The sequence below is a fragment of the Albibacterium sp. genome (assembly GCF_035514885.1).
Lineage (GTDB): Bacteria > Bacteroidota > Bacteroidia > Sphingobacteriales > Sphingobacteriaceae > Albibacterium.
Genome location: NZ_DATJCH010000022.1, coordinates 18530 through 45161, shown reverse-complemented (window position 1 = coordinate 45161; position 26632 = coordinate 18530). Strand labels below are relative to the sequence as shown.

22 protein-coding genes and 1 riboswitch are annotated in these 26632 nt (G+C 37.3%); of the genes, 14 read left to right on the top strand and 8 right to left on the bottom strand.

Going from position 1 to position 26632, the window contains the following annotated elements; translation table 11 throughout:
* The first annotated feature begins 29 nt into the window (after window positions 1–29).
* The gene (locus VL047_RS10260; RefSeq protein WP_325360269.1) at window positions 30–896 is read left to right on the top strand and encodes a DUF72 domain-containing protein; all 867 of its coding nucleotides are present in this window, start codon (window positions 30–32) and stop codon (window positions 894–896) included.
* 2 nt (window positions 897–898) lie between these two features.
* Here VL047_RS10260 and VL047_RS10255 read toward each other — a convergent pair whose 3' ends face one another.
* From VL047_RS10255 to nagA, 3 genes are read right to left on the bottom strand one after another with little or no spacing between them, the layout of a single operon-like run.
* Window positions 899–1273 (bottom strand): YccF domain-containing protein, encoded by a 375-nt coding sequence (locus VL047_RS10255; protein WP_325360268.1) that lies wholly within the window; start codon window positions 1271–1273, stop codon window positions 899–901.
* A gap of 1 nt (window position 1274) precedes the next feature.
* Window positions 1275–2576 (bottom strand): DEAD/DEAH box helicase, encoded by a 1302-nt coding sequence (locus tag VL047_RS10250; protein WP_325360266.1) that lies wholly within the window; start codon window positions 2574–2576, stop codon window positions 1275–1277.
* Window positions 2573–3691 carry an N-acetylglucosamine-6-phosphate deacetylase gene (gene nagA, locus VL047_RS10245; protein ID WP_325360264.1) on the bottom strand — a complete coding sequence of 373 codons (1119 nt, stop codon included), beginning with the start codon at window positions 3689–3691 and terminating at the stop codon, window positions 2573–2575. The genes VL047_RS10250 and nagA overlap by 4 nt, the downstream gene beginning before the upstream one ends.
* 104 nt (window positions 3692–3795) lie before the next feature.
* Here nagA and VL047_RS10240 point away from each other — a divergent pair, with 104 nt between their 5' ends.
* From VL047_RS10240 to VL047_RS10210, 7 genes are all read left to right on the top strand, one after another.
* A complete protein-coding gene (locus VL047_RS10240) occupies window positions 3796–4533 on the top strand; it encodes a YoaK family protein (protein WP_325360262.1) in 738 nt (245 codons plus the stop codon).
* 270 nt (window positions 4534–4803) lie between these two features.
* Entirely contained in the window at window positions 4804–7257 is a 2454-nt protein-coding gene (gene thrA / locus VL047_RS10235) for a bifunctional aspartate kinase/homoserine dehydrogenase I (RefSeq protein WP_325360260.1), read from the top strand.
* Window positions 7258–7268: 11 nt separating this feature from the next.
* Complete coding sequence (locus tag VL047_RS10230) at window positions 7269–8246, top strand: homoserine kinase (RefSeq protein ID WP_325360258.1); 978 nt, start codon at window positions 7269–7271, stop codon at window positions 8244–8246.
* Window positions 8247–8271: 25 nt separating this feature from the next.
* The gene (gene thrC, locus VL047_RS10225) at window positions 8272–9582 is read left to right on the top strand and encodes a threonine synthase (protein WP_325360256.1); all 1311 of its coding nucleotides are present in this window, start codon (window positions 8272–8274) and stop codon (window positions 9580–9582) included.
* A gap of 4 nt (window positions 9583–9586) precedes the next feature.
* Window positions 9587–10801, top strand: coding sequence for an MFS transporter (locus VL047_RS10220; RefSeq protein WP_325360254.1), 1215 nt, complete (start codon window positions 9587–9589; stop codon window positions 10799–10801).
* A gap of 160 nt (window positions 10802–10961) precedes the next feature.
* A complete protein-coding gene (locus VL047_RS10215; RefSeq protein WP_325360252.1) occupies window positions 10962–11576 on the top strand; it encodes an HAD family phosphatase in 615 nt (204 codons plus the stop codon).
* Between the two features lie 19 nt (window positions 11577–11595).
* On the top strand, window positions 11596–12453 hold the full coding sequence (locus VL047_RS10210) for a TIGR02757 family protein (RefSeq protein WP_325360250.1): 858 nt from the start codon (window positions 11596–11598) through the stop codon (window positions 12451–12453).
* Between the two features lie 87 nt (window positions 12454–12540).
* Here VL047_RS10210 and lpdA read toward each other — a convergent pair whose 3' ends face one another.
* A complete protein-coding gene (gene lpdA, locus VL047_RS10205) occupies window positions 12541–13929 on the bottom strand; it encodes a dihydrolipoyl dehydrogenase (protein WP_325360248.1) in 1389 nt (462 codons plus the stop codon).
* A 205-nt stretch (window positions 13930–14134) separates the two neighbouring features.
* On the opposite strand from lpdA, the gene VL047_RS10200 reads away from it, so the two are divergent.
* The 4 genes from VL047_RS10200 (at window position 14135) to VL047_RS10185 (ending at window position 18530) form a co-directional block, all read left to right on the top strand.
* On the top strand, window positions 14135–14995 hold the full coding sequence (locus VL047_RS10200) for an SDR family oxidoreductase (protein ID WP_325360246.1): 861 nt from the start codon (window positions 14135–14137) through the stop codon (window positions 14993–14995).
* Window positions 14988–15500 (top strand): CinA family protein, encoded by a 513-nt coding sequence (locus VL047_RS10195; protein ID WP_325360244.1) that lies wholly within the window; start codon window positions 14988–14990, stop codon window positions 15498–15500. The genes VL047_RS10200 and VL047_RS10195 overlap by 8 nt, the downstream gene beginning before the upstream one ends.
* A 131-nt stretch (window positions 15501–15631) precedes the next feature.
* A riboswitch (cobalamin riboswitch) is annotated at window positions 15632–15764 on the top strand.
* Between the two features lie 123 nt (window positions 15765–15887).
* Window positions 15888–16862, top strand: a complete 975-nt coding sequence (locus tag VL047_RS10190; protein WP_325360242.1) for a ribonucleotide-diphosphate reductase subunit beta — start codon at window positions 15888–15890, stop codon at window positions 16860–16862.
* 21 nt (window positions 16863–16883) lie between these two features.
* The gene (locus VL047_RS10185; protein ID WP_325360240.1) at window positions 16884–18530 is read left to right on the top strand and encodes a ribonucleoside-diphosphate reductase subunit alpha; all 1647 of its coding nucleotides are present in this window, start codon (window positions 16884–16886) and stop codon (window positions 18528–18530) included.
* Between the two features lie 90 nt (window positions 18531–18620).
* On the opposite strand, the gene VL047_RS10180 is transcribed toward VL047_RS10185, so the two are convergent.
* The 4 genes from VL047_RS10180 to VL047_RS10165 form a co-directional block, all read right to left on the bottom strand.
* Window positions 18621–21410, bottom strand: a complete 2790-nt coding sequence (locus tag VL047_RS10180; RefSeq protein WP_325360239.1) for a DUF7133 domain-containing protein — start codon at window positions 21408–21410, stop codon at window positions 18621–18623.
* A 100-nt stretch (window positions 21411–21510) separates the two neighbouring features.
* A complete protein-coding gene (locus VL047_RS10175) occupies window positions 21511–22542 on the bottom strand; it encodes an LLM class flavin-dependent oxidoreductase (RefSeq protein ID WP_325360237.1) in 1032 nt (343 codons plus the stop codon).
* A gap of 37 nt (window positions 22543–22579) precedes the next feature.
* A complete protein-coding gene (locus VL047_RS10170) occupies window positions 22580–23152 on the bottom strand; it encodes an NAD(P)H-dependent oxidoreductase (RefSeq protein ID WP_325360236.1) in 573 nt (190 codons plus the stop codon).
* Between the two features lie 23 nt (window positions 23153–23175).
* Window positions 23176–25548 (bottom strand): TonB-dependent receptor, encoded by a 2373-nt coding sequence (locus tag VL047_RS10165; protein WP_325360234.1) that lies wholly within the window; start codon window positions 25546–25548, stop codon window positions 23176–23178.
* A 126-nt stretch (window positions 25549–25674) separates the two neighbouring features.
* On the opposite strand from VL047_RS10165, the gene VL047_RS10160 reads away from it, so the two are divergent.
* Together VL047_RS10160 and VL047_RS10155 are read left to right on the top strand one after the other, a co-directional pair.
* Complete coding sequence (locus VL047_RS10160) at window positions 25675–26364, top strand: YetF domain-containing protein (protein ID WP_325360232.1); 690 nt, start codon at window positions 25675–25677, stop codon at window positions 26362–26364.
* A gap of 64 nt (window positions 26365–26428) precedes the next feature.
* Complete coding sequence (locus VL047_RS10155; RefSeq protein ID WP_325360230.1) at window positions 26429–26626, top strand: hypothetical protein; 198 nt, start codon at window positions 26429–26431, stop codon at window positions 26624–26626.
* Window positions 26627–26632 lie beyond the last annotated feature (6 nt).

Sequence of the window (26632 nt, the reverse complement as noted above, 5' to 3'; positions counted from 1 at the left end):
ACTTGTTTTTATAGTTAACAATATTTTATATGAAATTTGGTCAAATAGAAAATCCGGAGAAATTTGATTTTACCTTACCGAAAGATCATGAAGATACGGCCGTAAATCTTTCTTCAGGTAAGGAGAAACCCTTTGAAGTTTATGTTGGTTGCGCAAAGTGGAATAAACAGGATTTAAAGGGCTTCTATCCGCGTGGTACTAAAGATGAATTAATTTATTACGCTACACAATTTAATTCAGTAGAATTAAATGCTACCTTTTATAAATCGCCAAGCGCTGAACAGGTGAGTGTTTGGAAAGATAAGACGCCTGATGGATTTAAGTTCTATCCAAAGATAAGTAATACCATTAGCCATTTCAGACGGCTTAATAATGTGCAGGACAAGGTTGCAGAATTTTGTGATGCCATCAGTAATTTTGAAGATAGTTTGGGGATAAGTTTTCTTCAAGTACATGATAATTTTAAACCGCAGGATTATCACCGTTTAGAAAGGTTTGTGAAGGAATATCCTAAGGTAATTCCATTAGCAGTAGAATTAAGAAATAGTGAATGGTTTAGTGATTCGGCAGTAACTGATAAGGCGTTTGAGCTTTTTAAATCAGAAAATGCAACTCCTATTATTGTGGATACTGCTGGTAGGAGGGATTTGCTGCATATGCATTTAACCAGTCCGAAAGCTTTTGTTCGTTATGTAGGGGCGAACCATTCGAGTGATTATACCCGACTGGATGATTGGTTGGAAAGGATAGAAAAGTGGAGAGCAGAGGGTTTGGAGTCGCTGCACTTTTTTATGCACCAGAATATTGAAAAAGAGTCGCCTCTGCTGTCAGCATATTTTATAGAAAAGCTTAATAAGAGGTTTGATCTGGAACTAAAGGTTCCCCAAATGGCATAATCTTATTTTCTGCTATACTCTTGTCCGAACGGAGTAAAGGCTAGTCCCATTAATTTGAAATGTTGCATTCCGAAAGGAATTCCTATAATAGTAATGCATAACAGGATTCCGAAGAATAGGTGGGTAAGAGCGATCCATATTCCTCCACAGAGAATCCAGATAATATTCAATAGGGTTGACAAGCAGCCTGTTGGTCTTTCTGATGATTGGAATTCCATGCCAAAAGGAGCCAGTGCAACTAAAGCTAATTTAAAGCATTGAACACCAAAAGGGATCCCAATTATTGTTAAGCATAAGATAAGTCCGCCAATTAAGTATTCAAGGAATACAAAAAAGCCGCCAAAGATAATCCAGACAATGTTGCCTATTAAATTCATATTATTCTACAATTCCTATTTTTACTTTCTTGTTTTTTATTTTTTCGTTTGCCAGCAGTTTCAAAAGCTGATTAACTTTTGTGCGTTTAACTGCCGCATAGGCTGATTTGTCATGTACTTCGATACGACCAAGGTCATCTTTTGCAAGCTTGCCTTTCTGTAAAAACATGCCTACAATATCTATTTTATTGATTTTATCCTTTTTCCCAGCAGCAACATAGAGAGTAATCCATTCAGTTGCAGGAGGAATCGTATTTTTATCAGGCAAGGTTGTAAAAGGTACTGCTTTTAGGTATTCAGGAAACTTCCCATCATTTAGAATCAAGTAAGCAGTTCCTTCTGCCTGCATTCTTGCTGTGCGGCCATTTCTATGAATAAATGTTTCCTCATTGCCAAGTTGAAAGTGTATGATGCAGGCAATTTCGGGAATATCCAATCCGCGAGATGCTAAATCAGTACAGATTAGCAGATGATAGCTGCCATTTCTAAATTGTAGCAATGCTTTCTCTCTGTCTACCTGTTCCATTCCTCCATGGAAAATGCCATGTTGGATGCCATTATCCTCCAATGTTTCACTGATTCTATTAACGGCATCTCGGTGATTGCAAAATACCAACGTGGGCTTATTGCCGATATAGCAAATTAGCGAGAGCAGAGTTTCTACTTTATCTTCTGAATTCGTAGATACCGCTTTGATATCAATTTTGGGGATGTGTTCATCTGCTTTTAGAAAATTGACTTCAAGAGCATTTTCGGCTAGCTGAACAAAATCAGGTATGTCATTGAGTTTGGTTGCAGAAGTCAGTATTCTTTTCGAAAGATTACTTAAGTTCTCGATAATGAAACTCATTTCATCGTGGAAACCAAATTCTAACGATTTATCAAATTCATCTAATACCAAACTTTTAACTTTTTCTGTATCAAAACTTTCGTTACGAATATGATAGGATATTCGGCCAGGCGTGCCAATTAATAGGGTTGGGGGTTCTGTAAAGCTATTCTTTTCGGTTTTAGTAGCATGGCCTCCGTAGCAACAGAGAACTTTATAGCCTGTACTCATTTGCTTCCAAACCTGTTCTATTTGTATCGCCAGTTCACGTGAAGGAGTAAGAATAAGGGCTTGTACACCTGTAGTGTCCTTTTTAAGTCGTCCTAAAATTGGAAACAGAAAAGCCAGTGTTTTGCCCGAGCCAGTAGGAGCTAATAAGGTAAGATCATTTGTAGAAGCTGCTTGAATGCTGGCTAGCTGCATTTCATTCAGATTCTGGATATTTAAGTTTTTAAGAATTAGCTCTTTTGTCATCTTGCAAAAGTAAACCAAACTTCTTTGAGTTTGAAATCTTTATCGATCCATAATAAATTTGCTTTTTGACCGAGAGCAATACTTCCCAATTCTTTTTCTAAACCGATAACTTCTGCTGGAATTTGAGATGCCATAGCAAAAGCTTCTGCAGGTTCTATTCCAACCTTTTCGATGCAATTTCTTACTCCCTCTAATAAGGTTATTGCTGAGCCAGATAGTATACCCTCTGGTGTTTCATAATGATCAGTTTTCTTTTGGTGTTGATAAACTCCAGTTGTAGAGGAAGCAACGGCATCTGTAATAATAAATAGTTTTCTGCCTAGTTCGCGTTTTGCTAAGGCTATAATAGAATAATTTACATGAATGCCATCTGGAATAATGCTTGCAAAAGATTGCTTTTCAAAAATAGATAAGATTAAGCCTGGGTCTCTATGATGCAATGAAGGCATCGCATTGAATAAATGGGTTGCAGTTGTGACATATTTATTTAGAAACTTATTGCCTTCTTGATAAGTAGCATTACTATGTCCAACCGATAGGGTTACATGATGATCTTTTAATAATTTCAGAACTTCTTCATCTTGAAGCTCCGGTGCGATGGTCATCATTTTAATCTCTCCATTAGCAAGTTCGAGCCAGTATTCTATTTCCTTTAATTGTGCTTTTCTGATTAATGATGCGGGATGCGCTCCCTTTTTAATTGGGTTTAAAAATGGACCTTCAAGATGGAGTCCTAAAAATGCTCCTTTGCTTTCTGGGCGGAAGGCTTTTGCTGCTTCAATTGCTTGTAAGACAATATCGTTCGTATTGGTTGCAATGGTTGCTAGAAATCCACAAACACCTTGCTTGATTAAGGTGGTTTCCATTCCTTCAAGATGTTCGATACTGGGTTCTCCCCCAAAGAAATTACCTTCAGTTCCATATAATTGCAAATCTATAATCCCCGGAACCAGGTAGTCACCTTGTAAATCAATAACGTTAAATTGATCTGAAGGTTGTTTGTATTGCTCTGTTCGAGAAATACTGACTATTTTATTGTCGGCTACTGCAACGGTTAGATTATTTTGGAACTTATTCTCGAATAGAACAGTTCCATTTATAAATAATGTTTTCATAAAGTTTATTTATGGAGTGTAATTTAATGAATTATATTATAATTGAAAGTAGAGCATTGCAGTGCAATAAATTGTATTTTTGGATATAGAATAAAAATCATTATATGTTTCGTCATCATGGAAAAGGGAGAACACTTGCTCATAATCTTCGGCTAGCGACTTTATTATCTTTCGCCGCTGGTATGGTAAATATCTGCGGTGTTTTTTCTGTAAAAACATTAACGACAAATGTTACAGGTCATTTTGCTTTTTTTGCTGAAGAAATAGTTCTGGAGAATTATGCACTTGCCTTTACATTTATAGTGTATGTGTTGTGTTTTTTATTCGGATCGTTTTTGTCGGGTTTGTTAACGGAAATAACCGCTCGTAGTAGATTTAATTTGTCACCTGCCTTACCTCCAATGGTAATTGAAAGTCTTGTTTTGATTCTAGTATGGTTATATAGTTATTTATACGGAACAGTTGGGAGTAATTTGCATGTAATCGTGTCGGCCCTTTTATTTGCGATGGGAGTTCAGAATTCACTGGTTACTCAGGTATCTAAATCTATTGTCAGGACAACACATTTAACGGGGCTATTTACAGATCTGGGAATAGAATTGGCACAGCTTATATTTTATAGGGCACCTTCTGAAATAAAGAAACTGAAACAAAGTATTTATTTAAGGGCCGCTATTATTTTATTCTTCTTTATTGGTTGCATTGCTGGAGGCTTCCTTTTTAAATATTATGAATTGAAGACCTTGCTTGTTGCATCCTCTTTTTTGATTCTGACTTTGTTCTACGATTTAATTCGATATAAATTTTATTTTTTGAAGCGCAGATTATTTACTGATAATTAATTAATATGATAGTTTTTTTGCCTTATTCCTTGCAATTTTAAAAATTATACAGTTACTTTGAGAAAATTTACAAAAAGAACGTGAGATTTAATTCAATTATCACATCCATTATTATTACCACCGGTGGCATAAATAACCGAGGGGGCAATAATGTTGTGATGTAATAAAGCATACTATAAACAGAAGCGCCTTCCTCTACACAGGGAGGCGTTTTTTTGTTTAAAACAGATTATTAAAGGATAAAACAAATACACTTGTAATATAGAAATAATGAAAGTACTTAAATTTGGAGGTAGTTCTGTCGGTTCAGTAGAAAGTATTGGCCGTTTAATGAAAATATTGAAGGATATTGATAGTTTGGAAGAAAGACCGATTATTGTTCTTTCAGCTATGCAAGGAGTAACAAACCTACTTTCAAAAATGGCAGAGGGTGCTGCGGTTGGAATTAATTTTTCAAGTGACCTAAGGGCGTTAGAAGACTTGCATTTTAATGTAGTGAAGCAGCTAATAGCCGTTCGGGGACAGAATCCTGTTTATACACAGCTCAAAATTTATTTAAATGAGCTTGAAGATCTATTACAAGGGGTATTTACCTTGCAAGAGTTGAGCCTGCAGACGAAAGATCGTATTTTAAGTTATGGCGAACGTTGTTCTGTGCTTTTAGTTAATCATGTTGCTGCTCAATATTTTCCGGAAACAATGGTTGTGGATGCGTGCAATTTGATCAGAACAGATAGCAGCTTTGGAAATGCAAAGGTAAATACATTTGAATCTGAAAAATTAATCAGATCTTTTGTAGAGGATAACCCTCGGAAGATGCTTTTTGTAACCGGCTTTATTGGATGCAATGCGGCAGGTAAAATAACTACATTGGGAAGAGGTGGAAGTGATTATACAGCTGCTATTTTTGGTGCTGCATTGAATGCGGATCAAGTAGAAATCTGGACAGATGTGGATGGTATGTTGACTGCTGATCCGAGAATTGTTAAGAAGGCTTTTTCACTGCCTATCCTTTCTTATACAGAAGCAATGGAGTTATCCTACTTTGGTGCTAAGGTGATATACCCACCTACTATGATGCCTGCTTTTCTGAAAGATATCCCCATTATAATAAAGAACTCGTTTAATCCTGCATTTGCGGGAACTGTTATTCAGCGTGATAGTGGCCATTCTATTTTCCCAATTAAAGGTATTTCTTCAATTGACAGAGTTAGCATCTTGAACCTCAGTGGAAGTGGGATGATTGGTAAAGCTGGTTTTAGTGGAAAGTTATTTACCCTATTGGCGCAGAATAGCATCAATGTTATTTTAATTACCCAGTCGTCTTCTGAACATAGTATAACTTTTGCAGTTCATCCGGAGGATGCTTTGCAGGCCAAAAGAATTATAGAGAGTGAATTTGAATTGGAAATTGCTGCTGAGAAGATAAATGTCCCTGACCTTGAAGAAAATTTATCAGTTCTTGCTATTGTTGGTGAAAAGATGAAGCAAACTCCGGGCATATCGGGTAAGTTGTTTTACGCAATGGGAAGAAATGGTATTAATGTACGTGCAATTGCGCAGGGTTCATCTGAATATAATATCTCTGTAATTATATCTCATAATGACCTTTCGAAAGCTCTGAATGCTGTTCATGATGCTTTCTTCTCTGTATTGAAAACTACATTACATGTGTTTTGTTTAGGGACAGGAAATATCAGTTCAACCTTATTTAATCAAATTCAAAAGCAACATCTGTTCTTGCAAGAGAATAATGATATTGAATTGAAAATGATTGGTATGAGCAATAGTCGGAAAATGTATTTCGATGAAGATGGTATGGATTTGAATACCTGGAAGAAAACTTTAGAAGAGGAAGGTGAAAAAGCTGATTTAGAAAACTTTATAGCAAAGATGAAGGCCTTTAATCTCCCTAACTGTGTTTTGCTTGACAATACCGCAAGTGAAGCTCCAGTACACTTTTATGAAGATGTTTTTAAATCTAATATTTCACTAGTTACTTGTAATAAGTTAGCAAACTCAGGTAAGTATGCTCGCTATCGCTCTCTTCGTGAATGTGCACGTAAACATGGTGTAGATTTCTTTTATGAAACGAATGTTGGCGCAGGACTTCCTATTGTAAGGACCCTCAAAGATTTAATGACGAGTGGAGATCAGATCATTAATATTGAAGCTATCTTGTCGGGTACAATTTCTTATATCTTCAATAACTATCATGGTGATAAAACTTTTTATGAAGTGGTGAAAACCGCACAGGAATTAGGCTTTACAGAGCCTGATCCACGTGATGATTTAAAAGGTTCTGATTTTATGAGAAAGTTCTTAATTTTGGCACGTGATTCAGGATTGATTTTAGAACCTGAAGATATTCAATTGGAAAATATACTACCGCAAAACTGTATAAATGCATCGTCTGTAGATGACTTTTATACAGAATTAAAAGCGTCAGAAGATCATTTTAAGGCATTGAAGGATAAAGCTGCTGCCGAGAATAAAGCTATTCGCTATATTGGCAAGCTAGAAAACGGGAAAGTTAATATTAGCCTGGTTCTGGTAGACAGTAACCATCCGTTTTTTACATTGTCTGGAAGCGATAATATAATCTCATTTACCACTGAACGCTATTTTCATAGACCTTTAGTGGTTAAAGGTCCTGGGGCAGGGGCAGAGGTTACCGCTGCGGGTGTATTCGCAGAATTAGTGAATGTAGGTCATAATTCATAAAGATATAAATAATGGAATCTGTAGAAAGTAAGGCTTTGCCGCAGGTAGGTAAACAATTGAAAGATGAGGTGCGTGTATTTGCACCTGCTACTGTTGCAAATGTAATTTGCGGTTATGATATCCTGGGTTTCGCCTTGGAGGAACCGGGTGATGAAGTAATCATGCGTAGAACAGAAGAAGCGGGCGTAAAGATTGTTAATATTCAAGGAGATGATGGACGTTTGCCTTGGGCTGCAGAAAAGAATACGGTAAGTGCTTCTGTTCAGAATTATCTAAACCTAATAGGGAGAGATGATATTGGTGTAGAGATTGAGCTTTTTAAACATATGCCAATCGGTAGCGGTTTAGGATCAAGCGCTGCAAGTACTGTGGCAGGTCTTTATGCTATTAATCAATTATTGGGTCAGCCGATAACTCAAAGAGAACTTTTACCTCTGGCTATGAAGGGTGAAGAGTTAGCTTGTGGTTATCCGCATGCGGATAATGTTGCCCCTTCTTTGTTAGGAGGTTTTACTTTAGTTAGGAGTTATGAACCACTGGATGTGATACATTTACCAGTTCCAGCTAATCTGTATTGTTCTGTTATATTTCCACATGTTGATGTTCCTACCAGGGCTGCACGTGAGATGATCAGAAAGAAGGTTTTATTGAAAGATGCAGTACAGCAATGGGGAAATATTGCTGGTTTGGTAAGCGGACTCTTCATGGAAGATTATGACTTAATTGGCCGGAGTATGGAAGATGTTTTAATTGAACCTACCCGTGCTATTCTTATTCCTGAGTTTTATGAAATGCGAAAAATAGCAATGTCTGCCGGAGCTCTTAGTTTTGGTATTTCGGGATCAGGCCCTTCGGTATTCTCCTTTACAACCAATCGGGAACTAGCACAGGAAATCAGCCATAAAATCAGCAAACATCTGAATGCTCATGACATTGAGTGTAATACTTACGTATCGTCCATTAATAGTAATGGACCTAAAGAAATCTAATATTCTACATTAATATATATTCGTTATGCGATTTTATAGTACCAATAGCAAGCAGTCATTTGTTCCTTTTCGTGAAGCTGTATTTTCTAGTTTGCCCAAAGACAAAGGGCTTTACATGCCTGAATCTATACCAACTCTTGACGTAGAGTTTATAAAAAATATTGATCAATATAGCTTTTCTGAGATTGCATTTAAGGTTGCTGAAAATATTATCGGAGACGATATCCCAGCTGCAGATCTGAAAAGAATTATTGAAGAAACCGTAAACTTCGATGCTCCCCTTATTGCTTTGAAAGATGGTTCTTATATTCTTGAATTATTTCAGGGTCCTTCATTAGCTTTTAAAGATTTTGGTGCCCGCTTTATGAGTCGGGTTATGGCATACTTCTCAGAAAAGAGTAAGCAGACATTGGATGTTCTGGTTGCAACATCGGGTGATACAGGTGGGGCAGTTGCTCTGGGCTTCACGGGTGTGCCAAATACAAGAGTGACCATTCTTTTCCCTAAAGGGAAGGTAAGTGCTATCCAGGAACTGCAATTGTGTACCAACGATTCGAATATTCATGCTTTAGAAATTGATGGAACTTTTGATGATTGTCAAGCTCTTGTTAAAAAGGCGTTTAATGACGATGACTTAAATGAAAAGCTTAACTTAACATCGGCCAATTCCATTAACATTTCTCGTCTTATTCCACAGACGTTTTACTACTTCTACGCTTATAGCCAATTAGTAAAGAAAGGGATCAAAGAGGTTGTTTTCTCAGTACCTAGCGGGAACTTTGGTAACCTAACAGCTGGGTTATTCGCCGCAAAAATGGGTTTGCCTGTTAAGCATTTTATTGCAGCAACCAATGCCAATGATGTTGTTCCGCGCTTTTTAAGTGGGCAAGCATATGAAACTCGTGCAGCTATTGCAACTTTATCAAACGCCATGGATGTAGGAAACCCAAGTAATTGGGATCGGATAATGGATTTATTTGATCAAGATACAGATAAGATTAAAAAGCAATTAACGGCAGATACCTATTCTGATAAACAAACAACTGCTGCTATTGAAGAGGTTTATTATAAAAATCAATATATTGTTTGTCCGCATACGGCTATAGCCTGGTTAGCCGGACAAGCTTACCGTACCAAAAACCAAGGAGATTATGCACTTGTAGCTCTTTCTACAGCTCATCCTTGTAAATTTCCAGATGTATTCCCTAAAGGAATTGGTGAAAATATAAAAGTTCCTGAATCAGTCAATGAATTGAGAAAAGGAGAGCAGAAGAAGCAGTTGTTAGGTACCAGTTTCTCAGAATTTAAGACATACCTTTTGAACTATCCTGCATAATGTCATGGAATCAGATCCAATATCTCCCAGGAAAGCATCACAAACAGTCTATCCAATCCTGTTTGCAATCAGCTTTTCTCATATGCTTAATGATACTATTCAATCATTAATACCTGCTATATACCCACTTGTAAAAGATTCCTTTTCATTAACCTTTTCACAAGTGGGTTTAATAACCCTGGTTTTCCAGATGTCGTCTTCTATTCTTCAACCACTTGTAGGTACTATTACAGATAAACGACCTTTTCCCTTTGCCCTGCCTATTGGCATGGGCTTTAGTTTAATAGGTCTGGTAATCCTTTCTATAGCCGGTAGTTTTCATGTTGTACTTCTTTCTGTGGGTCTTATAGGGGTAGGGTCATCTGTTTTCCATCCAGAGGCCTCTAGGATGGCTCATGCAGCTTCTGGAGGCAAGAGAGGGCTTGCACAGTCAATCTTTCAAGTAGGAGGGAATGCCGGTAGCTCTTTCGGTCCTTTATTGGCAGCGCTTATTGTTGCACCCTTTGGCCAATTCAACGTAATTTACTTCTCGTTGGCTGCTTTAATTGCAATAATCGTACTTTATAGAATTGGAGGGTGGTATAAGCCAAAGGCTTTGCGAGCTCATGTTTTAAAGAAACATAAAATAGAAGTTGAAAAATCCTCCTACCCGAGAAAGACAATCATTTGGTCAGTTATTATTCTTCTTCTATTAATATTCTCCAAGTATTTTTACTTGGCTAGCATTACAAGTTACTTTACCTTCTACCTCATTGATAAATTTAGTTTATCCGTACAAGGATCTCAGATACATTTGTTTATGTTCTTGTTTGCAGTGGCAGCAGGAACAATGATGGGTGGCCCGATCGGAGATCGGATTGGAAGAAAGTATGTAATATGGGCATCTATATTAGGGGCGGCGCCCTTTGCTTTAGCACTACCTTATGCAGATTTACTTTGGACAACCATTCTTTCGATAATTATCGGTTTTGTCCTTGCATCAGCATTTTCAGCGATTCTGGTGTATGCACAAGAACTTTTACCAGGTAAAATAGGGATGGTATCAGGTTTATTCTTTGGATTTGCTTTTGGAATGGGGGGCATCGGTTCGGCCTTATTGGGACAATTAGCCGATTTGACGAGTATCTCCTATGTATATTACATCTGCTCCTTCTTGCCATTGCTAGGATTGATTGCTGGATTTTTGCCAAATCTAGATCAGCACAAGGATATTGGGTAGTTAATTCACAAGACACATTTATATAAACTAACGCGATATATAAATGATATTAATATTTGATTAATAGATAATTACAAAGTGATATAGATAAAATCTATGGGGTTATTTGAGCTTACTATGCCGATAATAATGCCTATATTTGTTATTTTAAAATAAAGACATGATAGAAAATACAATTGATAAGTTAGCCGTATTAACACAGAAGACGGAAGGAAAATACAAAGCCTTTTTATATGACTGCGATGGAACTTTAGCTAATAATATGTTTTTGCATAAAGCAGCATATGTGAAGGCTGCTTCTAAATATGGGATTGATTTGAATCCTGATATTGTTGATGAATTGGCAGGCTGGCCAACTGTTAAAGTAGCTGAAGAAATCAATAGAAGATATGCTGCAAATTTGGACCCTAAAGTCTTTGGGAAAGAAAAGTCAACCGTATTTGTAAATGAGTTTATTGAAAAAACAGAACCCATGCCTTTTGTTGTAGATCACTTATTGGCACACGTTGGTAAAGTCCGTATTGCTGTAGTATCTGGTGGTAGCAGAAGTACCGTTCAAAAGACCTTGACCGTTTTAGGCATTCTGCCTTATATTGAAGTTTTGGTATGTGCAGGCGAAACACCCAAAGGTAAACCCTATGCTGATCCTTTCTTAAAAGCGGCTGAACTTCTAGGAGTAGAGCCGGAGGCCTGTGTAGTCTTTGAAGATGGTGTACCAGGCGTTCAAGCAGCCGAAGCTGCAGGAATGGATTGGATACGAGTTGATGAAATTTAGAGAACTGCAATGAACTTCGATGTTTGATTTAAAGACTTTTTTGGATGATAAGGTAGACCAGTTTAATAGGCCCGATTTTATTGAATCGGATCCTATTAGTATACCCCATCGTTTCACTAAAAAGGAAGATATTGAAATCATTGGTTTCTTTGCTGCTATGTTGGCATGGGGACAGCGGAAGACAATCTTAAATAAATGTACTGACCTTATAGAGCGTATGGATGGAAGTCCATACGATTATATTATCAATCATCAGGAAGAAGATTTAAAGTCCTTGTTGGGATTTAAACATCGAACTTTTAATGATACGGATCTGCTCTATTTTGTAAGCTTCTTTAAGCATCATTATAGCCATTATTCTTCCCTTGAAGAGGCCTTTATACCCAAGGTGAAGCAGTCGGAGTTTAGAGAAGAATATTTAGATTTCCAAACAGAAGAGAGTATAGAGTTAAGTTCCTCAGCTTGCCTTTTGCAGAATTTGCGGAGGGGACCTGTCGTAATTGAAGATGCATTGAATCACTTCCGATCCTATTTTTTTAGTCTGGATGATTATCCTTTGAGAACTCGTAAACATGTAAGTTCTCCTCAGCAAAAATCAACATGTAAACGCTTGAATATGTTTTTGCGATGGATGGTTAGAAAGGATAATAAAGGTGTTGATTTTGGAATATGGACCAAGCTATCTCCTGCATCATTAATATGCCCCTGTGATGTGCACGTAGATCGTGTTGCACGAAAGTTAGGTTTGATATCACGAAAACAAACTGATTGGCTAACAGCTATTGAACTCACTCAAAATCTACGACAATTAGATTATAAAGATCCTGTCAAATATGATTTTGCTTTATTTGGATTGGGAGTAGAGAAGGAGATGTAGGGTATAAATAGATCATAAAAAAAGCAGGTTAGACGTTAAATCCAACCTGCTTTTTTTATGATAAGAATTATGTGTTACTAATGCATTCTATAAGTGAATCACTTCACCATAAGCATCAGCTGTTGCTTCCATGATAGCTTCACTCATTGTTGGGTGAGGGTGGATAGCTTTTAATATTTCATGTCCGGTAGTTTCTAATTTACGGGCAACTACTATTTCTGCTATCATTTCTGTAACATTGGCTCCAATCATGTGTGCTCCTAAAAGCTCACCATATTTGGCATCGTATATCATCTTTATAAAACCATCTTTGGCACCAGCAGCACTCGCTTTACCTGAAGCTGAGAATGGAAACTTACCGATTTTTAATTCGTAACCAGCTTCTTTAGCAGCTTTTTCAGTTAAACCTACCGAAGCAATCTCTGGTGTACAGTAGGTACAACCAGGTATATTACCATAGTCAATCGCTTGTACATCCATGCCCGCAATCTTTTCTACACAGGTAATTCCTTCAGCAGATGCAACATGGGCTAAAGCTTGTCCTTTTACGATATCACCGATAGCATATACACCTTCAATGTTTGTTTTGTAAAAATCATCAACAACAACATGTCCTCTTTCAGTTTTAACACCTACTTCCTCAAGGCCTATGTTTTCAATATTCGGAGTGATTCCAACAGCAGAAAGTACGATACTAGCTTCTAAATCTTGTGTTCCTTTTGCACTTTTAATAGAAACTTTATTAACCGAACCTGAATTCGTTACAGCTGTAACTTCTGAGCTGGTTAATACAGTTATTCCTGCTTTCTTTAAACTTCTTTCCAGTTGTTTTGAAACTTCTTCGTCTTCAACAGGAACAATTCTATCTAAGAATTCAACAATGGTAACCTTAGTTCCAATGGCATTATAGAAATAAGCGAACTCAACACCAATAGCACCAGAACCTACAACTACTATAGATTCAGGTTGTTTCTCAAGGCTCATAGCCTGACGGTAACCAATGATGTTTTTACCATCTTGTTTCAAATTCGGAAGTTCACGAGAACGAGCACCAGTAGCTAAAATAGTGTGTTTAGCTGAATATTCTTTAGTAGAGCCATCGGCATCTTTAACGGTAATTTTACCGCCTTTTTTGATACTAGCTGTTCCTAAAATAACGTCAATCTTATTTTTTTTCATTAAGAATTGAATACCCTTGCTCATCCCATCTGCCACTCCGCGGCTTCTTTTCACAATAGCCGGAAAATCCGCTTCTCCACCATTTACTTTAATTCCATAGTCTTCAGCATGGTTAAGATATTCAAACACCTGAGCACTTTTTAATAATGCTTTTGTAGGGATACAACCCCAGTTGAGACATATTCCACCAAGTGATTCACGTTCTATAATAGCTGTTTTGAAGCCTAATTGAGAAGCTCTGATTGCAGCAACATAGCCTCCAGGGCCGCTTCCTATAACAATAATGTCGTAATTCATGCTTTGATATTAACGTATAAAGATTTCTTAATAATGTTGTTAGATGCAAACTTACATATTTTTTTACTTTTTATAAGATATCCTATCTACCAAAGCAGCTTCATAGTTGATACTAAATAGACCCACAAAGTGAGATAAATTTATAAATATTATTAAAACAAGCAATCCGGCGATGTGTTATTTTATTGAATAAACAACCCTATTTATGAAAGAAACGAAAGATAAAGCACCGAAGGCTCAAAAGCAAGATAAGCAACCGGGCGATCAGTTTAAAATGGATCCTCAACCTGAATCTAAAGCAGATAATGCACAGGCGAAGAAATTGGAAAGCAAAGTAGCTATTATCTCTGGTGGGGATAGTGGGATCGGAAGAGCAGTTGCACTAGCTTTTGTAAGAGAGGGAGCACAGGTTTGTATTACATATTTAGATGAAGAGAAGGATGCGAAAGAAACAGAAAAGTTAATAAAAGAGGCAGGTGGCAATTGTTTATTAATTGCAGGAGATGTAAGAGATGATAAACACTGTGATGCAATTGTAGCAAAAACGATTGATTCATTTGGGAAATTAGATATTCTTGTTAATAATGCAGCTGTTCAATATCCTCAAAAATCTCTATTAGATATCAGCAACGAGCAACTTCAAAAGACATTTCAAACTAATATTTTTGCATATTTCTATTTAACAAGAGCAGCTTTACCTTATTTGAAAGAAGGAGCGTCAATTATTAATACTACTTCTGTTACAGCTTATCGTGGTAGTGAACATTTAATTGATTATGCATCTACTAAAGGGGCGATTGTAGGATTTACACGTTCGCTTGCTAATAATCTTGCAAAGAAAAATATACGAGTAAATGGAGTAGCCCCGGGACCCATATGGACGCCTTTAATTCCAGCGAGTTTCAGTAAAAAGAAAGTTGCTGAATTTGGCAAAGATGTCCCAATGGGCCGTCCTGGTCAACCCAATGAAGTTGCCCCTTCTTATGTGTTTTTAGCATCTGACGATGCTAGTTACATGACCGGTCAGATTATTCATCCAAATGGAGGAGAAGTAGTTAATGGATAAGAAAAGTGCGGAGAAATCTCTTTATGATAAAGATGATTTGCAACAGATTGCCTCTTTTTTGATTAAATCTAGGTCGACTTTATCTGTTGCTGAAAGTGTGACATCCGGCTGTTTACAAACTGCCTTTTCTTTAGCAGAAGGTGCTACCTTGTTTTTTCAAGGTGGCATTACGGTTTATCAAGGAGGACAAAAAACAAGGATACTTGATGTCGAGCCAATTTATGGAGAAGAGAATGAGTTTGTTAATTTTTCAGTAGCCTGTCAAATGGCTTTAGGTTCAAATAAGCTTTTTTTAAGTAATTATGCCATCGCTATTACTGGTTTTACTCAACCCATTCCTAATCACGAGTTCAAAAACCCCTATGCTTATTACGCAGTAGCAAAAGATCAGGAGATTATTTTAAAAGGTTTTGTAGAAGCAAAAAATAATGATTCTTTTAGCATACAAGAGAGCTATGCAAAACAGATTTTAAAGTTATTTAAGAATCTATTGAACGATTATTAACCTATTTTTCAACACAATACATAGTGATGCACAAGCTTTCCCAGTAGCATACGTTAATAAGTTTGCAATTGTTGATAAATACTTCTTAGGTAAATATTGCATTCGATTTTTAAAACAATAGTTTTGTCATGTAAAATCATAGCAATAAGGTATTGCACCAAGTAATAAAAAAAGGGGAATCGTGTGAAATTCACGAGCTGTTGCGCAACTGTAAATAGAGATTAACTCTCAAGCCAGACTACCTTCCTTATCCGCTTGACTTTGCTTTCGCAAGAAAAGTAAATGTCCGAATGAATCCAAGGGTATTAATTCCCTGTTTTTCGCTAATCCGTTTGTACATATTACTTTTTTAGCTTTTAGTTTTTAAAAAATTAAAAAGTTATTAATATGAGCATTTTCGACAAAAGGATAAACTACAAGCCCTTTGAATATCCTGAAATTTTAAGTTTTACAGAGGCAATTAATAAATCTTACTGGGTTCATTCAGAAGTAGATTTTACAGCAGATGTACAAGATTTCCATTCTCATTTGAGTGCTAATGAAAAGGAAGTTATTAAAAGAAGTTTGCTTGCAATTGCGCAGATTGAGGTCTCAGTAAAATCTTTCTGGGGTAACCTATATACACACATACCAAAACCAGAATTTAATGGTTTAGGAAGTACTTTTGCTGAGTGTGAGTTCCGTCATTCTGAAGCATATTCCCGACTATTAGATGTATTGGGTTACAACAATGAATTTTCGCAGTTAATTAATGTGCCTGTTATAGAAAAACGAATCGCTTATCTCTCAGATGCTTTAGTTTATAGTAAATCAGAAAATGAGAAAGAATATCTTTTCTCGCTGGTTCTATTTGCCATGCTGATAGAAAATGTTTCCCTTTTTAGCCAATTCGCTATCATACTTTCGTTTACTCGGTTTAAAGGAGTGATGAAAAACATCAGTAATATCATCGCTTGGACCTCTGTCGATGAGCAGGTTCATGCAAATGCCGGAATGTATATTGTAAATAAGATAAAAGAAGAGTTTCCTGAGTTCTTTGATGAAACTACTAAAAAAAGAATTTCAGAGATCGTTCTTCATTCTATTCAGGTAGAATCGGAAATACTTGACTGGATTTTTGAACAAGGTGAAATCGATATTGTCAGCAAAAAAAACCTCCTCAATTTTATGAAATATAGGGTAGATGATAGCTTGTTTAAAATCGGAATGCAAAAAATATTTAACGTTTCTGAGAGTGATTATCATCCCATGGTATGGTTTGAGGAAGAGGTTTTTGCAAATAGTATGGACGATTTTTTTGCAAAGCGACCGGTAGACTATACCAAACATGATAAAAGTATTACAGCGAATGATTTGTTTTAACTCTTAAATAATTAAGATACAATGGAAAGACTTTGGTGGTTGAATGAAGAAAGTCAACAAGTGCTCAATAGAGGATATTTGTTGAAAGGAGAAACAACAAAAACTGCTATTGAAAGAATAGCCACGGCTGCTGCAAAGCGTTTGTATAAACCAGAATTAGCTGAAGCTTTTATCGAAATGATAGAAAAAGGATGGATGAGTTTAAGCTCTCCCATCTGGGCAAATATGGGAACAGAAAGAGGTTTGCCAATATCCTGTTTTAATGTGTATGTTCCTGATCATATTGAGGGCATCACTCATAAACTAGGAGAAGTAATTATGCAAACTAAAATAGGGGGAGGTACCTCGGGTTATTTTGGCCATTTAAGAGAGCGGGGGAGTGCAGTAACGGATAATGGAAAGAGTAGCGGTGCGGTAAGCTTCATGAAACTATTTGATACTGCGATGGATACAATATCTCAAGGAGGAGTTCGTCGGGGTGCATTTGCTGCATATCTTGATATCGATCATCCGGATATTAAAGAATTCTTAGAGATCAAAAATATAGGAAACCCGATACAAAACCTATTTAATGGTGTCTGTGTCTCTGATTATTGGATGCAGGAAATGATTGACGGTGATACTGAAAAAAGAGTCGTATGGGCCAAGGTATTAGAAAGCCGTCAGCAAAAGGGTTTGCCCTACATCTTTTTCACAGACAATATTAATCGGAACAAGCCCCAGGTCTATAAAGATAAAAACCTAAAGATTCATTCAAGTAATCTCTGCTCTGAAATAGCCTTACCTTCCAGTTTCGATGAGTCATTTATATGCTGTCTTTCGTCGATGAATTTAGAACTTTACGACGAGTGGAAGGACACCGGAGCTGTAAAGCTTGCCATCTATTTTCTAGATGCAGTACTTCAGGAATTCATTGCTAAAACTGAAGATAACTATTATCTGGCTTCTGCTAATCGATTTGCAAAAAGACACCGTGCTTTGGGCTTAGGTGTTATGGGTTGGCATTCTTATTTGCAAAAGAATAAGATCCCCTTTGAAGGTATGGAGGCTAAAACTCTGACCACCATCATCTTTAAAGATATTAGTGAGAAAGCAGACAAAGCGAGTGTTGAATTGGCAAGTATTTATGGAGAACCAGAGATTTTAAAAAATTATGGAAGAAGAAATACAACTTTAATGGCAATTGCGCCTACTACTTCTTCTTCTGCAATCCTTGGTCAAACCTCACCTGGTATTGAACCATTTAGCAGTAATTATTACAAAGCAGGCTTATCTAAAGGAAACTTTATGCGTAAGAATAAATACCTAAAGCAACTTTTGATTGAAAAAGGTCTGGACAATGAAGATATCTGGCGTAGTATTATGCTTAATCATGGCAGTGTACAACATTTACCAGAGCTGTCTGCAGAAGAAAAAGCTGTATTCAAAACATTTAAGGAAATAAGCCAGCTCGAGATTATACAACAAGCATCTATCCGTCAAAAGTACATCGACCAAGCTCAAAGTTTAAACCTGAATATCCCTTCCAATCTTCCTATCAAGGATGTAAACATGCTGATGATTGAAGCATGGAAGCTGGGTGTTAAGACACTTTATTATCAAAGAAGCCAGAGCGTATCGAAAGAGTTTATTGCCAATATGGTTACCTGTGTAAGTTGCGAAGCTTAAGTATCCTATATAAATTTTACAGCTATTAAACACGGAGTCCGGCTCATAATTGAGCCGGACTCCGTGTTTAATAGCATATTTTGTTAATTACTATTTAGAAGCTAATTCAGTCTTCCCAGCCTGATAGAACTTCATACCCAACATCTTCCAAGGACCATCATCATCTGAAGTTCCGGTTTGAGTTATTTTTACAAACTTTGCTTTAACCGGATTAAAGGATATAGATGTTTTTCTCTTTCCTTCTCCTGCAGCTACTTGAGACCATGTTTTTCCATCAGTAGATACCTGTACAATGTATTTATGAGGAGAGGTTTCAAGAGTTGTGAATGTAGGTTGAGCAGGAGCCGCTCCTGCAGCGCCCATCGCTGGTGCAGTTCCGCGGATTCTTGTTGCCGGAGATTCAAAGTCTATGCCTGTTAACGTTGTTTCTGTTGGCATTTCTACTTGAAACCACATGTTTGGCGCTTGTTTAACACCGGTTGTCCATCCTTCAAAATTGAAAGCAGAACTTGGGGTTGCCTTACCACCTATTACAGTGGGCTGTGCATGGCTTGCAGTAATATTCCAGTTTGAAGCAGGCAACAATACAGTTGGTATGGTTGTAATCAGTTCATCGTAGTTATAAAGTGCTGGTTGAGAAGCTACCTTTGTTCTCATTTCGGCAACATCTTCTTTTGTGATAAAAGAACTGTTATTGTCAAAATTATTACGGATATAAGAAATGATATCAGCAATCCATTCGTCAGAGTTTTCTGCCATTGGCACCATAACACTTCCTGCATAATGTTTTCCTTCAATAGAACCGGTCAATCCTTTTAAAATTACTTTAAGTGCATAATCATGATTTCCCTGTATACGAGGGTTTCCAACAAATGATGGTGCCATCAAAACTCCCGGACTAACAATAGTTCCCTTACCGTTATCGCCGTGACATTCAGAGCATAATTCGTTAAAGATAACAGCTCCACGTTTCATTGATTCTTGTTCAGAAGCCGTAAATGCTGCCATTGCATTAGCATTACGACTAGCTGGTGGGTTCAATATTTGATCACCAATTAATTGAATTCCTGTTGCTTTATTAGCATCAACTACTGCTTTGATAGCTACTTCTGCATCTGGCACTTCAAGTGTATTCAAAGTCATGATTGCTTGAAGAGCAAGATCTGTATTTGAATTTTTAGCGAAAGCTTTATATTCATTTTCGAATGAATGATCACCATTTTTGTATAAGGACTCACTGGCACGGATTGCATGAATCTGTAAACGAGGGTTTGATTCTCTCATCAGTTCGCGAAGCAGATCAGGTTTCAGAGCACCCAATCCTTCTAATGTCCATATTGCATGGAAACGAGCCAACAAGTTTTTGTCGCTGCGAGCCATTGTTTCCAAAGTTGGAACAATAGATTTATCACCTTTTAAGATAATCAATTGCTGCGCCATATCTCTCCACCATCCATTTGGATTGTCTAGGTGAGTAACCAATTGAGCGGCTGTTTCATCCAACATTTTTGGCTGTGTTTTATCGCGGTCCATTCCTTTGTAGGTCAAGCGCCAGATCCGTCCCATGTTTACAGCTTTGTCCAATTGATATTGTTCAATTTTAGCACGTAAGTAACTTCCTGGTGGAGTCCATTGACCTTCTTGAATGATACCATGATACATATCAGTAATGTACATTGTACCATCAGGAGCTGTGGTCATATCAACCGGGCGGAATAAAGGATCTGTTGACCGGATAAATTCTTGTTTCTGATCCTGGAAGACGTTATGAAGTTGAGTAACACCTTCAGTAACTACGGGATTGATCTGACGAACGATACGGGCAACCGGTTCTCCATAGAAATATTGTCCTACCAATTCTTCCGGTAAACGAGTACCTCTGAATACATCGTTTCCTGCACCACCTGTTACACTATTTAATGAACCATCAGGCATTCTGATTTGGTCCATACCACCTTGCATATCAGAGATTAAAACAGGAGATCCCCAAGGGACGGTAAAACCTTCCGCCAATTGATTTTGAACATTAAATCTTCCATAATGAATCGGAAACTGGAAGTAAGAAGGAACACCACTTGCTCCGCCCTGGAACCAGATCTTTCCATCATTATCTTGTGTTACACCCCATTGTGCGCCATTAGCACCAGTGTTTTCACGAGCTGATCCGTCATAACGTACGCGGAATGCATTGTAGGTGCTATACAACCAGTTGTCCATACCCCAATACATAAAACCTTGTTGATGTTCAACATTTCCCGATCTTCCGTACTTAGTAGTAAAGAGTTCTTTTTTGTCAGACACGCCGTCACCATCGGTATCGGTATATTTGTAAACATTGTCTGCGTTAGATTCCATAGTAAGAATAGCATCTTTACCATAAGGCAATACAAAACGTGCAAATACAAGATTGTCTACAAACACAGTACCCGTTTCGTATACACCATCGTTATTTTTATCTTCCCATCTGGATATTCTGCTGGTTGGCTCAAGTTCATCTTTTGAATCTGCATCAAGCATGTAGCTTCTAAGTTCAAGAACGAACATTCGTCCGTTACCATCAAAAGAGATAGCTGCAGGTTGATCAATCTGCGGATCTGTCAAGATGGGTTCCATAGCGTAACCGGGTTGGAGAACGAATTTTTTTGCTTCCTCAGCAGGTGATAAAGGAAGTACTGGTGCTTTAGGTGCTAAGTCAATTCCTTTCCAATCTGGTCCTTCAGGGTCAGCACCTTCAGGAAGATTTAAAGCAGGTCCCATCTTGCTATACTTGTCAGCTCCCGGAGCATAAGGAGTTCTGCATGTCATATAAGTCATAGACACCATCAGCAAGGAGACTCCTAATTTTAAGAAGTCTCTTTTGTTCGTAAAATTTTTTTTCATTTTGGTTAATTGGTTTTGGTTATTCGACTTTAAATGTAGGAATAAAAGAAAATAATTTTTTTATTTTCTTTTATTATTTTTTAGTCTTATCTCCCTTGTATTAACCAACTTCTCTTCGAATTACCGGAGCTACTTTTGTTCCAAATAATTCAATTGATTTCATGGTCAGTTTATGCGGAAAATTGCCGATACTGGCTTGTGCCATGAAGCGTGTATTGCCAAATAATTCATATTCGTAGAGAATTTTATCAATGACTTGCTGAACACTTCCAACCATTAAAGCACCTTTTGATGATCTGGAATTATCAAATTGCCGACGTGTATGAGGAGGCCAGCCTCGATCGCGACCAACTCGATCCATCATTGTTGCATAATAAGGATAGAATTCGTCTCCTGCTTGCTGAGAATCTTCACCTATATACACGTGATTATTGATTCCCATTTGGAGTTTTGATATATCTTGACCGGCTTTTTTAGCAGTTTCACGGTAAAGATTTACAAAAGGTACAAACTGTTCAGGCATGCCACCAATAATGGCCAATATTAAAGGTAAACCAAGCGTAGCTGCCCTTACAGCAGATGCAGGGGTGCCACCAGCAGCCAACCAAATGGGTAATGATTGTTGATAAGGACGTGGATATACTCCTTTATTTTCAAAGGATGGTCGGTGTTTACCTTTCCAGGAAAGCACCTCATTCTTATTGATCTTTAATAACAGATCTAATTTTTCTGTAAACAACTCATCATAATCATTCAGATTATAGCCAAATAGGGGGAAAGACTCAATAAAAGAACCTCGACCAGCAATAATTTCTGCACGTCCACTTGATAGCAGGTCGACAGTCGCAAAGTCTTGGAATACGCGAACCGGATCATCGGAGCTAAGAACAGTTACTGCACTTGCAAGTTTGATGCGTTTTGTAATGCTAGCTGCCGCAGCCAGTATAATCGCCGGAGATGAAACTGCATAATCGGGGCGATGATGTTCACCGATCCCAAATACATCCAAGCCTAGTTGGTCTGCCAATTCAATCTCCTCCAGTAAATCTTTAATCCGTTGATGTGCATTTACTGCTCCTCCACTAACAGATTCTGGTTGCATATCAGCAAAAGTAATTAGGCCTAGTTCCATTTGTCTTTAAATTTTACTGAATTAGTTCTTTAGTTCCTTATTCTTTGTCTTCCTTAATTAATTTCAGGCCCTTTGTCCATCGAACCAATTGCTTTAACATATTATCAGCGGCTTTGTGTGAAACTTCATTCGCTTCAAATTCATTCTGATCGTTTATATTTTGTTGGAAAAACGGAAAGTTTACAGCTTCCGTTAAAGGAACAATTTTAAAAGTAGAAAGATCTGCCTTCAAACTGTTTGTCGCTCTTGTTCCTCCTGAAATACCTCCATAGCTTACAATGCCGGCTGGCTTGTAGCCCCATTCTTGAGAAAGATATTCCAGCGCATTCCTTAATGGAGCCGGGTAATTATAATCATATTCTGCCGTCACAAAGATAAATGCATCGGCTTCATCTATTTTAGCACTCCACCATTTAGTATGTTCATGCTCGTATTTTTTTAATACCGGATGATTGGGTTCATTCATCATTGGCAGATTGATCTCCGCAAGATCTAATAGTTCTACATTGAAGCTTCCATTTTGCTTTGCTAATTCAGTAATCCAAGCGGCTACAATTGGTCCTTTACGACCCGGACGAACAGTAGAAGTAATTATTTTAAGGTTATACATCTTATGAAGTTAATGATTTTATCTTATTTGATTCTAAATGTTTTTCTTAAGGTAACACCATAAGTTACCGGATTGCCTAAATGGACGGCTCCAAAATCATAGGCATAATCAAGGTAAGTAGTATTTGCCAAATTTTGTCCCCAAACTGTAATTGAGTATCCTTGGTTTTCATAGCCCACATTCGCATTTAACAAGCTATAAGCTTTTTGGTCAATGGCATTGTTTAAATCAAAATATTGACGTCCTAAGAACTGCCCGTAAGCGTTTACAATAATACTTTGAGATTTCGCCTTCCCGAATGAATAGGTGTATTTAGCACCTAACATGGATGTCCAGTCAGGTGTATAAATAGGACGATTTCCTTTTAGTTGTACATTTCCTTCTTCTTGCCCGATATTGAGATCGGTATAACGAGCGTGTGTGTAAGCTAGATTGGCAAAGATATCCAAGTTAGATAATGCTTTAGCATTTACCTCTAATTCTACGCCCTTGCTATTCATTTTTCCGGTGTTTTGAGTTAAGGTAACTGCGTCTGGAAGGATTAATGTTGGAACTTGTGCATCGTATATCCGGGTATAGAAAGCTGCTATATTAACTTGCAACTTGTGATCTAGGAATACATTTTTGCTTCCGATTTCGAAGTTATTACTGTATTCAGGGTCGAAGGCTCGTAATGCAGGTTGGTTATCAGTAGTTGATGCTATAGGAGATAGGCCACCTGCTCTAAAACCTCTGCTATAACTACCATAAATATTACTTTCTTCCCCTAAATCGTATCGTAAGCTCACATTAGGTGTAAATGCATGAAAACTTGCAGAGCCTGATACATTTGGTTGAATGGTTTGAATGTCGGAATTTGCAAGCTCAAATTCTTCACTTCCATTGTGTTTTACATGCTCATAATCATAGCGGATTCCTGCTATAACTTGTAAGTCGCTTAGTATTTTATATCCTACTTGCCCGAATAATGCGACTCCATTACTTAAAGTTGTATTTTTAAGGATTGAAGTCGTACCTGCGTCTTCAGGTGCTGAGTCATTTCCCGAACGGATTCCTTGCTTCTCTGGCTTGTCTTGATGAAATAAATAAGCACCTCCTGTCCAGCTTAGCGGAGCCAATGAGTTAGTAGCTGATGATAGTTTAAGTTCTTGCGTGAAAACTTTCACATTATTCCAGTCTTTTCCGTAGTTGTTGATAAGCGTCAAGGCATCATACGGAGAAAAATCGCTATCGATTGGTTCCTTATAATAACGTTGGTTAGATTGATATGCGGTTTGTGAGCTGAAATTAATATTATTTCCATAATGATTAAGTGAAAGCGAAGCATTGCGTGTATTGTCGATCATTTCAGTTAAAGCATTCTGACTCAAGTGAAAAGGATTGTCTAATGCATCTTCCTTTCCGAAAACCAGCGGATAAGCTCCATTGTTCCTATTCGCTACCTGTTTGTAGTTTAAGGTCATTGTCCAATGTTCATTTGGTAAATACTTCAGAAAAAAGTTGCCAAAGGTTGTATGTTGCTTATCGTAATCAGACTCATTGAAGTCATTGGTATAAAATCCATCAAGTTTATTGAATAAACCCGACGCACCAAAAAACAACTTGTCTTTTACCAAAGGTGTTCGCAACCCTAATAAATAACGTTGCTGTCCGTGATTTCCTAAATTTATTTCAGTAGAAACCGACTGTTCATTTGTAGGTTTTTTAGTGATGATATTGATCACACCTCCCATTGCATTTCGTCCATATAAGGTTCCTTGAGGTCCTCTCAATACTTCTATTCGTTCTACATCTTGCAAATAGGGTATATAGGTATCCAAATTAAATTGACTTACTCCATCTACATAAGTTGTAATAGCCTGGTTGTATGAAGTTGTTGTAATCCCACGAATGGAGGTAACATTCCGACTGTCGCCTGGGTTGGAGCTATTTAAGTTTGGCACCATAGCAGTAATATCTTTGATATTCCAGATATGATGATCTTCAATATCTTTCTCAATAAATACCGACAAACTTAAAGGCAGTTCCTGCGGATCATTCTCTTGTTTATAGGCCGTTACCACTGCTTCGTCTAAACGATTACTCACTTGAGTTAATTCTACATTCAGGCTAATGTTTTTGTCGATTAAAATTGTCCGGTTCTCTGAAGCATATCCTAATGAAGTAAAACGGATTGTATGCGTGCCTTCAGCTATGTTATTGAATGAAAAATATCCATTTTCATTGGTTTGGCCGCTATGGTTTGAATTAAGAATCTGTATGGTGACATTGGCCAAACCAATATTGTTTTCATTAACTACCTTACCCTGAATGGTAAAGTTTTGTCCGAAAGCAAGGTTTGATCCAATTAATAATAGAAATAAAAAAGATAATTTAGTGATTAATAGCTTGGTCATAAATAAACATCAAAATTTGTTAAAATACCTACAAACATACAAATTTCTCCCTTTAGGATTGATTTTCCGCTTATCAAAGTATATCTTTAAGGTTTAGACTCTAAGTAGAAAACAATAGCTGCATGTATGGAAATGGACTGGCATAGAATATTTTTTAGTGATCATCCTTATAGTTTTTTCATTGAAATATTGATAAGGACACCTCTTATGTTTTTGGCTGTTGTTCTTATTTTGCGCTTAACTGGGAAGAGAGGAGTTCAGCAACTTTCGATTTTTGAAATGGTAATGATTATTACATTGGGTTCTGCAGCAGGCGATTCAATGTTTTATGAAGATGTGGGTCTTTTTCATGCGCTTGCTGTATTCGTGGTTGTCCTTATAGCTTATCGATTAATAATATTTTTTATTGCAAAGAGTGAAAAAATTGAAAAACTGTTGGAAGGTGAACCTTTATATCTTTTAAGAGATGGAAGGATGTGTGTGAATGAAATTGGTGGTAGCGAAATGGGAGCCGATGAGTTTTTTGGAGAACTTAGAAGTCAGAGTATAGAACATCTCGGACAACTTCGTTATGTGATATTAGAAGATACAGGTAAGTTAAGTATATTTTATCAAGCTGATGATGAAGTAAAGGCTGGATTACCCGTTTTGCCAGATGATTATAATAAAAAAAGCCAGAAAATAGAGCAGAAAGGGTTATACGCATGTGCACGATGCGGATACACTCAAATGCTCCAACACGCTGATATAACGACTTGTGAGTATTGTAAGAATACTGAATGGGTTAAAGCGATTGATAGAAAGCGGATCGTTTAATGTCTTGCCATGTAAAAAACAAAAGCTATGGCTCTATGTTATTTAATAAATTAATTATATGATCATGGAAAATCAAGAAAATCGACCTAATACTGATGATTTAAATAGAACACCAAAAAAGAATTCTCCTGCTACACAAGACGAGCAAGAGAATAAGGAGATAGATTATAGCGATTTAGATATTGAAGAGAGTACTGGCGGGTCAGCGATGGAAGATGAAAAAGATCCGAGCGTTCGAGACATGGACGATGAGGAAATTTAGCCTACC